This window comes from Anaerococcus rubeinfantis (assembly GCF_001487145.1).
Classification (GTDB): domain Bacteria; phylum Bacillota; class Clostridia; order Tissierellales; family Peptoniphilaceae; genus Anaerococcus; species Anaerococcus rubeinfantis.
The window spans coordinates 50218-64629 of record NZ_LN913015.1 but is presented as its reverse complement, the minus strand read 5'-3'; the positions used below and the strand labels follow the sequence as shown (position 1 = coordinate 64629).

Here is a 14412-nt window from a genome sequence, read left to right as displayed (position 1 = left end):
TATATTGATGGGATGTATATTTAAAGTGTGTATTTTATATTGGTTGATTACTAACATTAGATGTATTGAAATTCAAACCAATTAGCATTATTGATATTAGTTCTTATGTTGATTACTAACATTAGATGTATTGAAATCATAAACGTCACAAATTTTTTATAGGGAGTTCACAGGTTGATTACTAACATTAGATGTATTGAAATCAAGTTGTAACTAACTGCGAAAAAAGAAATATAGGTGTTGATTACTAACATTAGATGTATTGAAATGTATCTATTACTATGTAATTTTTTAAATCCCTATTTATGTTGATTACTAACATTAGATGTATTGAAATTATTTGCTGGCATTTTTATATTCGTGTAACTCATCGTTGATTACTAACATTAGATGTATTGAAATAATAAATATAACATTAATAGCTCCTTAATTTATAGTTGATTACTAACATTAGATGTATTGAAATACTCTTGGACTAAATTTAATATTCGTACAAACTTTGTTGATTACTAACATTAGATGTATTGAAATATTGTTATACCTCTGACTTTTCTAGCCATAAATTACAGTTGATTACTAACATTAGATGTATTGAAATACAGTTTTACCTGCCCTTACAGCACCCTCAGCAATGGTTGATTACTAACATTAGATGTATTGAAATCACCATCTTTATCTCCAAGTGTTTCCCTTGCCTTTTGTTGATTACTAACATTAGATGTATTGAAATACAATAACATCATTATTATTAACAGCATAAGGTTGATTACTAACATTAGATGTATTGAAATACTGCACACTGACTGCCCTTTTTTAAATACCTACTAGGTTGATTACTAATATTAGATGTATTGAAATACTTGAAGCTGATGGAAGTGCTGAAAGTGCAAAACTGTTGATTACTAACATTAGATGTATTGAAATAAAGAATTAGGACTTACACCATCGGGACTTAAAAAACGTTGATTACTAACATTAGATGTATTGAAATGTTATAGGATTAGCCTCTACATTATTAAGATTAAAGTTGATTGCTAACATTAGATGTATTGAAATTAGGCTCTGTCTTCGTCTTTCCATTTTTGTTTTTGGTTGATTACTAACATTAGATGTACTGAAATAATGTAAGAAAATCTATACGCCTTTTAATTCTTCTTGTTGATTACTAACATTAGATGTATTGAAATACCCTACAAATCCTAAAAAAGTCAGTATTTAAAAGTTGATTGATAACATTAGATGTATTGAAATGTGTTTCCACCTTTTTTGATTTGGTGCGGGATAAAGGAGTCTAACTAATTATTTTATTTAGAGATATTTTATCAATAAATAATAAAAATTTCTAATATTATCGATTTGGTATATTTCATAAGAAAATGCAAGAAAAATTTTGAAACCCAATGAATAATCTTATGGACAGTATCAAAAATCCATAAAATCTTAATTATAATCAATAAAAAGATCTTGATATATAAATTAACATCAAGACCTTTTTTGTTGTAAAAATATTGAAAATTTTATTTATATCAAAATTTGAAATCGTAATGATTTTGAATTTTTTTTTAATTCTTATAATAAAAATATTTACACCACAAAACCAACTAAATCAATCCTTTTTCTTTTAAATAATAATAAATCCCATCATCATCTACGCTTTTACACACATCATAGGAAATATTTTTTAAATCATCTGATCCGTTTTCCATGCATATTCCATATTTTACTGCTTCAAACATTTCTAAATCGTTGTTTCCATCACCAAAAGCCATACACTCGTCTTTTTTTATATTATAAAATGACAAAACTTCCTCGATTGCTTTTCCTTTGCCACCGTTTTTTGGAATCAAATCTACTGCCCTATCCCACCAAGCTGCGATTTTGGTTGTCAAAACATTATTCATGGCTTTTTCGTATTCATTTTCTTTTATTGGCAAAATTGCTTGGTAAATTTCTTCATTTCCTATAATTTCTTCAAAATTTTCATAAATTTTTGGCTGACTTCCTCCAAAGGAAAAATATTCTTCCAAATCAGGATTTGTACCATTACAAGCATAAATTTCCTTACTTGCAACAGCCAAAGGCTTATCCATAGCTTTTCCATTTTCAAGTAGGGTAAAAATATCATTTTTTGAAAGAGGATTTTTGAAAATATCTTCGTTTTCATTAAAAACCAAAGATCCGTTGAAACTTAAATAAACATCAAAATCAATCCCCCTAAATTTTGGAATCTGAATTGGTGCTCTACCTGTCGCTATACAAATTTTAATTCCTTTTTCCTTAAGCTTATTCAAAGCAAAAGCCGACTTTTCTGAAATATCGTTTTTATCAAGAGATACAAGTGTTCCGTCGATGTCAAAGAACACGATTTTTATATTCTTCATTATTTCTCCTAACCTTTTCTATATGCATACTCAACACGCTCTATAATCACTTTTTATTTTTTAAAAATATCATAATTAATTTTTCTACAGTAATAAATATAATCATTTATATTATAACATAAAAAATTTGCCATATTATAGGAGCTTATTTTTGATTTTTCTCGTATTTTTAAAATAAAAAGATACAGAAAATTATTCCGTATCTTTAAATCAAATTTTTAAATGAATTTCACAGTTTCATCTATATTTTTGCGTTTATAATGATTTTTTAAAGGTTTTACTCCTTCGTTTGCATAGCCCAAATCTATCATTGCGATTATTTTTTCATTTTTTGGCAATGAAAATTTTTCGTGAGCCTTGTCTGGATCAAAAAAATTTACCCAGCAAGAATCGACGCCTTGGTTTGCTGCTGCCAAGACCATATGACTTGCTACTATTGTGGCATCTTCTATGCCTGAATTATATTTTTCTCCAGGATAAACAAAAGCTTCGCTTTCATCAAAAGCCACAAGCAAAACAAGAGGAGCCTTATACCTACAAGGAGTAAGCTCATCAATTTTTCTAAGTGCTTCGTCTGACTTTGCAACATAAATTCTTTGTATCTGCATATTTTTGGCAGTAGGAGCAAGCCTTCCAGCTTCAAGAATAAGATCAGCTTTTCTTTTTCTACTTCTTTTTCACTAAAATTTTTACAAGAATAACGACTTTTAACAAGTTCAATAAAGTCCATAATACCTCCTTTAATTATTGTTTTTATAAACTTACCCAATATCAGTATAAAATTGCTTATATTTATTTCAATACATCTAATGTTAATAATCAAATACTTTTCTTAATTTTGAAATTACTTTGGTAATTATTTAAATATAAACAAATCCCATCTCGAGCGAAGTCGAGAGATCTCTTGTTTTTATTTTAAATTAAAGTGCAAAACTTTTATCCCTTATTTCAAAATAAATTCCATAACAACGGGATTGTGGTCGGAGTATTGGAAATTTTCTTTTTCTTGGGTTTTTATGGTTTTTATTTCTACATTATCCGTTGCCAAAAATCCATCTATTGTTGAAAGATATGCGTCTTTTCCTGTATAGGCTTTGTCGTTTACTACTGATGTTTTTCCATTTTTATCACAATATAATTTTATATTTTCTGTTAGCATTTTTTCTGGGAAAGGACTTGGATTCCAAATTCCTTTTGGCAATTTTTTGTGAATTCCTGTAAGTTCTTGGTTGAAATCGCCTCCAACTATGACATAATTTCCATTTTTGTATTCTTTGTTTATAAAATTTATTATTTCTTTTGTTTGGGCAACTCTTCCTTTGTTTCCAGATTCGTAAGCATCAAGATGGACGTTTACTATGACAAGTTTTTTGTCGGAATTTTTTATGTCTATATAGGATGGGTTGAAGGCTCTTTTTAGATTTACTAGTCTTGTTGGAAATTTGTGGGGGATTTCTTGTTGATATCTTTTTGATTTTTTTATTTTAAAATCACTTTGGGTCATTATTCCTGATTCGACTTTTCCCATTGGTGGGATTGGATATGGAATGAAATCTGCTTTAAAATTTAAAGAAAAACTTGTGTTTCCACCCAAATTTTTTCTAATTTTTTTTACTTGATTCATGTGATAGGTTCTTTTTGAATTTAAATCTACTTCTTGAAAAAATTTGATGTCTGCGTCTATTTTTTCGCTTGATTTTATTATATGATCTAGAGATTTTTCCACGTGATTTTTATTTATCGGAAAAACCATTTTTCCTCCGTCCATAAAAAAGTCCGTATCCTTATCAAGGCCAGCGTAGCCAATATTCCAAGTCATTATTTTGTATTTTTCACCAATTTCTGGAGTTTTTTTACCCATACCTTGAACTTTTAAATTTTCAATTTTTTCTGGCCTATATTCTCTTATCCAAAGATAGGATAAAAGGATCATAAATCCTAAAAGAAAAATTCCTAAAATTGAAAAGATTATTTTTATTGCTTTTTTCATATTTCACCTCTTCTATTTTGACAAATTGCTCAAAAATTTATTCTTAGTATAATATAAATACCCTAATTTTTCTTACATATAAGGAAGGGAAAATGAAAAAAGAATTTTTTAAAAGATATTTGAAAGCGACTGGTCTTGCTTTAAAAGATTTGATCAAAGCCCTTTTGTTTTCATCTATAATAAATTTTGTTATTTTGGCAATTGGCCTTGGCGTTTTTAAAATTAAATATTTTATCTTAATTGCATTTTTGATAGCCTTAGTTGATCTTTTGCCATTTTTGGGAAGTGGGATTATTCTTATTCCTTGGTCTGTAATTTTATTTTTTATGGGAAATGTTAAACTTTCTATCTCTATTGCGATTTTATTTGTATTGACTTTTTTGGTAAATCAAATACTTAGACCAATAATTTTGGGAAAATCTATCGGCTTAAAGCCTGTTTTTACTATATTAATCACAGGACTTTCTATGTTGATATTTTCACCAGGACTTGGGGCTCTTGTTGGTTCAATTATTTCTTTGATGCTTGGAGTATTTTTTGAAGTTAGAGAAGCTTTCGATATTGAAAAAAATAAAAAAGATGAAAGCTAGTAGGAAAATTAATTATAAAAATTGTTTTAAGAAATGATGAAAGTATAGTGATAAAAAGCTGTAATTATAGATTGAAAAATATATATATTTAATTAATGGTAAATAATATATAAATTGGAGTTAATATGAAGAACGTAAAAATAATAGCAGATTCAGGATGCAATATTGATCTTGATTTGGCAAATAAATATGAAATTAGAATCCTTCCTTTTAATATACATTTTAAAGACGAATCTTACATAGACCTAGTAGATATTTCTAGGAAAGAATTTTTTAAAAAATTTAAGAAAAGCAAGGATAGGGTAAGGACCTCAACGCCGTCGATTGGTAATTTTTTGGAAATTTTGCAAGAGGAGTATGACAAGGGTTATAAAAATTTTATAGGTTTTTCTATGACCAAGAAATTTTCAGGAATGAACCAAATGATGAATTTGGCAAAAGAAATTTTTTCGGCTGACAAAGATGATGTTAAGATTGAAATTATCGACACAGATACAGCTACAACTGCAGCAATTTATCCAATAATAAAGGCGGCTGAACTTTCAAAAGAAGGCTATGATTTTGATTTTATAGTAGAAAAAACTAAGGAAAATTTAAAATATTGTAATGTAAGTGGTGTTGTAAAAAACTTTGATGCCCTTTCAAGAGGTGGAAGACTTCCAAAAACAATAGGAAAACTTGCAAATCTTATTTCATTTTCCCCGATTTTATGTATAGAAGAGGGAGAAATCAAGATTCTAAAAAAAGTTAAGGGCAAGAAAAAATCCTATAAACTTTTTATAGAATATTTAAAGGAATTGTGCGAAAAATATCCTTCCTACCATCTTATAATTGGTGGTGGAGATAGTGATAAGGAAATAGAAATTTTAAAAGAAGGATTAAAAGAAGAGATAGAAAAAGCGGAAAAATTTGATGTGATTGATATCACTCCAGTTATAGGTGTTCATTTGGGAAATGGGGTTATATTATGCTCGGTTTTTCCAGCTGATTAATCAAATTTTTCAATTATTTTTAAAATTTAAATAAAAAAAGTTAAACTCTTAAGAAAATAAAAAAATATTATTATTTAAGTAATTCAGAGCGTAGACAAAGTCAGTTTAGTAATTTATTGTTAATTTAAAAATAAAATTACGCTGCAACCCATCTCGACTAGATAAATGTGCATTGATTTTGCACATTTATCCCTAAAACTAAGTGATAAATCACGAATGAGTTTGCGAAGCAAAGGTGTTTTAGTGTGAGTGAAACGAACGCATGGAGAGATCTCATGAGATTTCTCCACTCGTTGCACACGATGAATCGGGATAAACAACCGAAATCAACGGTTATTTATCTGGTCGAAATGGCTAAAATTTTAGTTTGTCAACAGTCTGTATTATTATTTAAATAATTGTTTTCAATTTATTTCTTAGGAGTTTTTATTTTGCAAAAATTTAATTTATAGGAATAAAAAATTTTTAATTTTTCAAAAAACATACTCAAAACAAAAAAAATTTATATATATTTACAAAAAATAAAACAAAACCAATATAATGATATTTAATATCAAGATTTAGTTGTATAATAATCTCGAAGATAATGATAATTTGTATCAGTATTTTACATAATTTTTATTCTTTTATAATTTATAAAAATATTTCACAAGTCTAGCTTAAAGTTAATTTCTTTTTTAAAGAATTGCTGATATTAACTATTATTATTATGTAAAACATATAATTATAAGCTATAATTAAAATTACTTTGAAATAATAGAAAATAAATAGCAAGTATATAGAAAGAAGGAAGATATGCCAATTACATTATTAAATAATGATCAAGAAGCAGAAGTTATTAGAATAGCGGGAAATGATGAAATAAAAACTCACCTTTCAAACTTAGGTTTTGTGAAAGGAAAAAAAGTAAAATTATTTTTCTTTGATGGTGTTAATTATATTATCATGGTAGATAATAGTAAGTATGCACTTAATAAAGACTTAGCAAAAAGAATATATGTGAGGGAGATATAATAATGAAAACTTTAAAGGATGTTAAAGTAGGCGAAAGCGCTATAATAAAAAAAATCAAGGGTGATGGTGCAACCATAAGAAGAATTATGGATATGGGCATTACAAAAAAAACAGAAGTTTATGTTAGAAAAATTGCCCCACTAGGTGATCCTATCCAAGTTAATTTACGTGGTTATGAATTGACTCTTAGAAAAGAAGATGCAAAAAATATAATAGTGGAGGAATAGATGACTTATACGGTTGCTTTAGCTGGTAACCCTAACTCAGGAAAAACCACTCTTTTTAATGAATTAACAGGTTCAAGTCAAAGAGTAGGAAACTGGCCAGGGGTTACAGTCGATAAAAAAGAGGGAAAATTAAAAGGACACAAGGATATTATTATCCAAGATTTACCAGGAATTTATTCACTTTCTCCTTATACAATGGAGGAAGTAGTTTCAAGAGGATATTTGGTTGACCAAAGACCTGATTTGATTGTAAATCTTGTTGATGGTTCAAATCTTATTAGAAATTTATATCTTACAAGTCAATTAATTGAATTAGGTATACCAACAATAATAGCATTAAACATGATGGATATAGTTAAATCAAATGGCGATGTTATTGATAAAGATAATCTTTCTAAAATTCTTGGATGCCCAGTTGTAGAAATTGTTGCTAGCAAAAAACAAGGAACAAAAGACTTAATCAATGAGATTGTAAAATCAGAAAATAAAAAATCTTTGCCAAATCCTTTAAAATATTCTGGAGAATTAGAAGAAGTTTTGGAAAAAATTTCTAGTGAAATTTCTGGATCTGTTGATTCTAAACTTGAAAGATATTTATCAATCAAGGCCTTTGAAAATGATGAGGATATGTTTGAGAATATTTCTTTATCATCTGATAAGAAAGAAAATATTAATAAGATAAGAGAAGATTTTGAAAAAATAGAAGATGATGTAGCTGAAGGTATTGTAACAACAGAAAGATATGAAGCTCTTGGAGAAGTTGGAGAAAAAGTTTTAAAGAAAGCTCCACCAAAACTTTCAACAACTGACAAAATCGATAAGATAGTTACAAATAGAATTTTGGGACTTCCAATTTTTGCCCTTGTAATGTTTGTTATTTATTATATAGCAATTTCAACTCTTGGAACAGGGGCGACTGATGCTGTAAATGGATTTTTTGAAGATACAATGACACCAGCAGTAGCAGATTTTCTAACAAACATGGGAATTAACGATGTTTTAGTTGGTCTTGCAACTGACGGAATTATAGCCGGAGTTGGGGCAGTATTAGGATTCTTGCCACAAATGTTAGTATTATTTGCCCTACTTTCAATTCTTGAAGATATAGGATACATGGCAAGAGTTGCCTTTGTAATGGATAGGGTATTTAGAAAATTTGGACTTTCTGGAAAATCTTTTATACCAGTAATGATTGGAACAGGATGTTCAGTTCCTGGAATTCAAGCATCAAGAACAATTGAAAATGAAAGAGATAGAAGAATTACAATTATAACTACATCTTTCATGCCATGTTCTGCAAAACTTCCAGTAATAGCTTTAATCGCTGGAGCATTTTTCAAAGAAAACCAAGCTTTAGTTACATTTTCATTTTATATAATTGGAATACTTTCTGTAATAATTTCTGGAATTATTTTAAAGAAATTTAAAGAATTTGCATCAGAGCCAGCTCCATTTGTTATGGAACTTCCACCATATCATGCACCAAGAGTTACTTCAGTTTTAAGAGATGTATTTAATAAAGGAATGAGCTTTGTAAAAAGAGCTGGAACAATAATTTTAGTTTCATCTATAATTATTTGGTTCTTATCAAACTTTGACTTCTCATTTAAATTGGTAGAAGCTGAATCAGAAAGCTCAATACTTGCAGTTTTAGGTGGATATTTGGCTGTTTTATTTAAACCATTAGGATTTGGACAATGGCAATCAGCAGTAGCAACAATTACAGGATTTGTTGCAAAAGAAAATGTAGTTTCAACAATGGGAGTTGTTCTTGGAATTGGAGCAGATCTTGATGAAACAAATAGACAATTAATTACAGCTTTCAACCAAGCAATAGGAACACCAGTTGCTGGATATTCATTCTTACTTTTCAATATGCTTTGTATGCCATGTTTCGCAGCAGTTGGAGCTATAAAAACAGAAATGAACAACAATAGATGGACTTTAATTGCAATAGGATATCAAATGACATTTGCCTATGCTATTGCCTTTGTTTTCTATCATTTAGCAAACTTCTTTGTTTATAAAGAATTTTCAATTATGACAATACTTTCTTTAATTGTTTTAGCAGCAATCTTATACTTAATATTTAGACCTGTTAAATATAAAGAAGAAAAGAGAACTTATAAATTAAATTTAGCTAGAAAATAGTAAAAAATAGAAAGGGATGATTTTATGAACTTACAATCATGGATATTTTTGCTAGTAATATTGGGTATTTGCTCCTATATAATCTATACAAGATTTATAAAAGAAGGATCAAATTTTGGATGCAAGGATTGTGCACAAAAAAGTTCTTGTTCATCAAATACTTGCCATAGCAAAAAAGAAAAAACAAAAAAGAAATCATGCCCATATTGTGACTGATTGTTTTTAGAAGGAGGACTTTTGCAAAGTATTTATATTTGCTAGAGTCTTCCTTTTAGAATATAAAATTCTCAAGATTTTTTGTATTTTTGCCTTTAATAATTACAGAAATTTTAACTTTTAAAATATAAAAAATTTTGCTAGAATTATTTTTGTAAAATTATTTTTTAAATCATAGGAGGAAGATATGATTAAGGTAAACAAGAAAATTATTAGTGCAGGTGTAGGTGTAATAGCAGGTGCTATTGGTGGGAAAGTACTTACATCAAAATTTGCAAAAAAAGCAGCAGTAGCTACAGTTCAACAAGGACTAAAGGCTAAGGGAGCAGTTGACAAAACTGTAGAAAATATTAAGCTTACAACTGATGATATTGTTGCAGAAGCTAAGGTTAAAAATGAAATTGAAGAAAGACTTGAAGCTGAAGCAAAGGCAAATCTTGATATTGAAAATGTAGCTAAAAAAGAAGCTGAAGAAAAAATAAAAGAAGAAATAAAGGAAGATTTAAAAGAAGAAGCTAAAGAGGATTAGGATGAGAGCGTCTATAAAGGCTAGAACCCTTGGTAGGTCTAGATTTTTATTTGAAGATTATCTTAAAGAGTCTAACGTTAACAAATTAAAGTACAAAATCGAAAAGTTAAAAGGAGTAAAAACTTGTGAAATTTCTCCTATTTCAAAATCTATAATTGTAAATTATGATGAAGATTATATAGGAAATATTGCAAGATTTATCCTTGACTTTGATCTTAAATCTTTGGATAATTTTGAAATTGATGATGCAGATTTTATTCCACAAGTTGATAAATCAATTTTCCATATCCTAAGAAATGCGGCATACAAGAGAATAATTTTTGGAAAAATTATGCCCATGCCGCTTAGGCCATTTTTTACAATTTTAAGGGCTTATCCTTTTGTAAAAGAGGGACTAAAATCTTTGAAAAATAGAAAAATGGATGTGGCTCTTTTGGATGCAAGTGCGATTTCAGTTTCAATTGTGACTGGACAATTTGCAGATGCAGCAAGCATTATGGCTTTATTATCCTTGGGAGAAGAGCTTGAAGATTATACTTTGAAAAAATCAAGGTTGAATTTAAAATCTTCCCTAGCCCTTAACGTGGACCAAGTTTTAGTAAAAGATGGGGACAAAAAAGTTTTTAAACACCTAAAAGAAGTTGAAATTGGTGATTTAATTTATGTTTCTATGGGAACAACCATCCCTGTTGATGGGGAGGTTGTTGAAGGATTTGGAATGGTAAATGAATCTTCATTTACTGGAGAAGCTAAGGCTGTAGAAAAAAATGAAAAATCATCAGTTTTTGCTGGAACTGTACTTGAAGAAGGAGACCTTCTTGTAAGAGCTAAGAAAAAATATGATGATTCTAGGTTAAACCATATTATAAAATTGATTGAAGATAGCGAGAAAAATAAATCTTTGGCTCAAATAAAGGCGGAATCTATGGCAGATTCTTTGGTAAAATATTCCTTTATTGGGGCGGGCTTAACATATTTATTAACTCGTAATTTTATAAAGGCAAAATCATTTTTGATGGTTGATTATTCTTGTGCATTAAAACTTACAATTCCAATAGCATATATGAAAGCAATTAGCCAAGCTGGGGATGAAAATATCCTTGTAAAGGGTGGAAAATATTTTGAAAGTATAGCTAAGGCAGATACAATTATTTTTGACAAAACAGGAACTTTAACAAAGTCAGAACCTGAAGTTAAAAGAGTAATTGCTTTTGATATAAATGAAGATGAGGCACTAAGAATTGCTGCTTGCCTTGAAGAACATTTCCCACATTCAATTGCAAGAGCGGTTGTTAAAAAAGCAAAGGAAAAAAATCTTCGCCATGAAGAAATGCATTCAAAGCCAGAATATGTTATGGCTCATGGAATTAAATCTACAATTGATGGAAAGCCAGCTTTAATTGGCAGCGAACATTTTATTTTGGAAGATGAGAAAATTAAAATAAGTTCAGAACAAGGGGATTTGATCAATTCTTTAAAAGAAGAATATTCACTTTTATTTATGGCGTTTGATAATAAATTATTGGCAGTTTTATGTATAGATGATCCAATTAGAAAAGATGCTAAAGAAACTGTTTCAAATCTTAGAAAATTAGGATTTACTCATATTGCAATGCTAACAGGAGATAATGAAAATTCTGCAAAAGCTGTAAGCAAGAAACTTGACCTAGATTTTTATAAATCTCAAGTTCTTCCAGAAGATAAGGAAGAATATATTAAAAAAATGAAAGATATGGGAAAAAAAGTAATTATGATTGGAGATGGAGTCAATGATTCAATCGCCCTATCTCAAGCAGATGTGGGAATTTCCATGTCAAAAGGTGCAGATCTTGCGAAAGAAATTTCTGATGTTTCCATAAAAACTGATTCATTAAAAGAATTAGTGGACCTTGTAAAACTTTCAAGAAGTGTAGACAAGAGAGTTAGAAATGATTATGAAAAAATAATCGCCTTTAATACCCTATTAATCGCCCTAGGCTTGGGATCATTTATAACAAATACCCAATCAGCTCTTTTACACAATATTTCAACAGTTGCAATAGCAAGCGATAATATGAAAAAATATAAATTTTAAAAACCAAAGTTTAAAGCTTTGGTTTTTTCTTTTAGGAAAATTTAATTGATTAGTAAATAAAATTTTAAAAATATTAAAAGTAAAGAAATCCTAGGAATTAAATTCGACTAACAAAGTGATGGTTGTAAATTTTAAAATGGAAAAAACTTATGAAAAATGTATGATAGGAATAAGAAAATCGTTTTTTATAAGGAGAATTTATGATTAATTTTAGAAATGACTATTCAGATATTTGTTATCCAGAAATTTTAGATGCTATAAAAGAAAATCTTGACCAAATAAATCCAGGATATGGGGTTGATGATCACAGCAAAAATGCTGAAAAATTGATTAAAGAAAAATTAGAAGATGAAAATGTTGATATATATTTTATCCACGGGGGAACAGGAGCAAATATTCTTGGGGCAAGTGTGGGAATGTTGCCACAAGAATCAATAATTTCTGCAACAAGTGGACATATTGAAGACCAAGAAGCAGGAGCGATCGAGGCTTGTGGAATAAAAATTGAAACAATTCCAACAAAGGACGGAAAGATCACAAAAAAATTATTGGAAGAAAAATATAAATCTTTTACCAACGAACACCACACAGTTCCAAGAAAAATTTATATATCAAACACAACAGAAGTTGGAACACTTTATAGTAAAAAAGATTTGGAAGAGCTTTACGATTTTTGTAAAAAACACGACTTATATTTATTTATGGACGGGGCAAGACTAGCACACGCCATGGCAAATGAAAAATCAGATTTAAAATTTAAAGATTTGACCAAACTTTGCGATATATTTTATTTCGGAGGAACAAAAAACGGACTTATGTTTGGGGAAGCCCTTGTAATTGTAAATGATGATTTGAAGAAAAATTTTAGAAATTTACAAAAACAAAAAGGAGCCATGCTTGCCAAAGGATTTATCACAGGAATCATGTTTGAAAGACTCTTCCAAGATGATTTGTATATAAAAGGAGCAAAAAAAGCCTACAAAATGGCAGAAAAATTGGCAAAAGGCTTTGAAGAAAAAGCCTATAAACTTGCCTATGAATTTGAATCAAACCAAGTTTTTGTAGAAATTTCAGATAAAGATATAAAAAAATGGGAAGAATTTGCTTATTTTGAAGTGGGAGAAAAAAGAGAAGATAAATTTGTTGCAAGATTTGTAACAACCTACAAGAGCAAAGAAGAAGAAATCGAAGAATTTTTAGAAAGGATTTAGTATTATGCATTACACAGGACAAGTTTATAGACCACCACTTGAAGCCTACACACCACTTTTGGAAGTAACTTACGGCTGTTCCCACAACAAGTGTGCCTTTTGTACCATGTATCATATGACAAATTTTGGGATTTCTCCTTTAAAAGATGTAGAAAGTGATATCTTGGAAATTTCCATGACCTATCCGAGGCCAATTGAAAGAATTTATTTATTAAACGGAGATCCCTTTGTACTATCAACAGAAAAATTAGTAGAAATTGCCGATTTAATCCACAAATATATCCCAGAAGTAAAAACCATAACATCCTACGCAAGTTTTTATAATTTAAAAAATAAAACGAAAGAAGATTTGAAACTCTTAAGAGAAAAAGGCTACAACGAACTTTGGTTTGGAGTAGAAACAGGAAATCAAAAAGTTCTAGAATGGCTAGATAAGGGAGCGGACCTTGACGACTATAAAGATGGGATAGAAAAAATGAAATATGCCAATATGACCTACAACGCCATAGTAATGCAAGGAGTTGCAGGAAATGGAAATTCAAAAGAAAACGCAAGAGAAACAGCAAAATTTTTAAACCTCTATCCACCAATAGGAATTTTTATAATGAGCACAGACGTCCAAAGAGGATCAAAATTATATAAAATGAGAGAAGAAGGAAATTTTAAAGAAACAAGTAACAGAGAAAACCTAGAAGAGCAAATAGAATTATTAAAAAATCTAGAAGTCCCAGGAGACGTCCTCTACTCATCAGGTCACATAGTAAACTTAGTAAAAGTAACATCTCACATGAGAAACAAAGAAAAAATGATAAAAAAATTAGAAGATGCTCTAGAAAATCTAGATGAAAAAATCCTAGATTCAAAAAATATGGGCAGGGCTATTTAGACTGTATGGTCTAATAGCCTCAGAGCGTAGACAAAGTATGAATGTATATAATAATTTATTTTAAAATAAAAATTAAGCTACGTACCATCTCGACTAAGTGAGTGAAACGAACGCACGGAGAGATCTCATGAGATTTCTCGACTCACTACGT

General features: G+C 29.2%; 12 protein-coding genes, 1 pseudogene and 1 CRISPR repeat array. Of the genes and pseudogenes, 10 read left to right on the top strand and 3 right to left on the bottom strand.

Going from position 1 to position 14412, the window contains the following annotated elements:
- Positions 1 to 42: 42 nt before the first annotated feature.
- Positions 43 to 1251: direct repeats of the CRISPR family, unit length 30 nt; unit sequence GTTGATTACTAACATTAGATGTATTGAAAT.
- Positions 1252 to 1601: 350 nt separating this feature from the next.
- The 3 genes and pseudogenes from BN3265_RS00335 to BN3265_RS00325 form a co-directional block, all read right to left on the bottom strand.
- Entirely contained in the window at positions 1602 to 2381 is a 780-nt protein-coding gene (locus BN3265_RS00335; protein WP_058989609.1) for a Cof-type HAD-IIB family hydrolase, read from the bottom strand.
- A 218-nt stretch (positions 2382 to 2599) separates the two neighbouring features.
- A pseudogene (locus BN3265_RS00330) lies at positions 2600 to 3111 on the bottom strand (nitroreductase family protein).
- Between the two features lie 213 nt (positions 3112 to 3324).
- The gene (locus BN3265_RS00325) at positions 3325 to 4371 is read right to left on the bottom strand and encodes an endonuclease/exonuclease/phosphatase family protein (RefSeq protein ID WP_058989608.1); all 1047 of its coding nucleotides are present in this window, start codon (positions 4369 to 4371) and stop codon (positions 3325 to 3327) included.
- Between the two features lie 92 nt (positions 4372 to 4463).
- On the opposite strand from BN3265_RS00325, the gene BN3265_RS00320 reads away from it, so the two are divergent.
- The 10 genes from BN3265_RS00320 to BN3265_RS00275 all read left to right on the top strand — a co-directional run bounded on the left by BN3265_RS00320 (position 4464) and on the right by BN3265_RS00275 (position 14261).
- Positions 4464 to 4961, top strand: a complete 498-nt coding sequence (locus tag BN3265_RS00320) for an AI-2E family transporter (RefSeq protein WP_058989607.1) — start codon at positions 4464 to 4466, stop codon at positions 4959 to 4961.
- A 125-nt stretch (positions 4962 to 5086) separates the two neighbouring features.
- A complete protein-coding gene (locus BN3265_RS00315) occupies positions 5087 to 5953 on the top strand; it encodes a DegV family protein (protein WP_058989606.1) in 867 nt (288 codons plus the stop codon).
- A gap of 795 nt (positions 5954 to 6748) precedes the next feature.
- A complete protein-coding gene (locus BN3265_RS00310) occupies positions 6749 to 6967 on the top strand; it encodes a FeoA family protein (protein WP_049689996.1) in 219 nt (72 codons plus the stop codon).
- Between the two features lie 2 nt (positions 6968 to 6969).
- Positions 6970 to 7194, top strand: coding sequence for a FeoA family protein (locus BN3265_RS00305; protein ID WP_058989605.1), 225 nt, complete (start codon positions 6970 to 6972; stop codon positions 7192 to 7194).
- Complete coding sequence (gene feoB, locus BN3265_RS00300) at positions 7195 to 9345, top strand: ferrous iron transport protein B (RefSeq protein WP_058989604.1); 2151 nt, start codon at positions 7195 to 7197, stop codon at positions 9343 to 9345.
- 24 nt (positions 9346 to 9369) lie between these two features.
- The gene (locus tag BN3265_RS00295) at positions 9370 to 9561 is read left to right on the top strand and encodes a hypothetical protein (protein ID WP_148362995.1); all 192 of its coding nucleotides are present in this window, start codon (positions 9370 to 9372) and stop codon (positions 9559 to 9561) included.
- A 187-nt stretch (positions 9562 to 9748) separates the two neighbouring features.
- A complete protein-coding gene (locus tag BN3265_RS00290; protein WP_058989603.1) occupies positions 9749 to 10090 on the top strand; it encodes a DUF6110 family protein in 342 nt (113 codons plus the stop codon).
- 1 nt (position 10091) lies between these two features.
- Positions 10092 to 12164 (top strand): heavy metal translocating P-type ATPase, encoded by a 2073-nt coding sequence (locus BN3265_RS00285; RefSeq protein ID WP_058989602.1) that lies wholly within the window; start codon positions 10092 to 10094, stop codon positions 12162 to 12164.
- A gap of 200 nt (positions 12165 to 12364) precedes the next feature.
- Positions 12365 to 13375, top strand: coding sequence for a threonine aldolase family protein (locus BN3265_RS00280; RefSeq protein WP_058989601.1), 1011 nt, complete (start codon positions 12365 to 12367; stop codon positions 13373 to 13375).
- Positions 13376 to 13379: 4 nt separating this feature from the next.
- Entirely contained in the window at positions 13380 to 14261 is an 882-nt protein-coding gene (locus tag BN3265_RS00275) for a radical SAM protein (RefSeq protein WP_058989600.1), read from the top strand.
- The last annotated feature ends 151 nt before the right edge of the window (positions 14262 to 14412 follow it).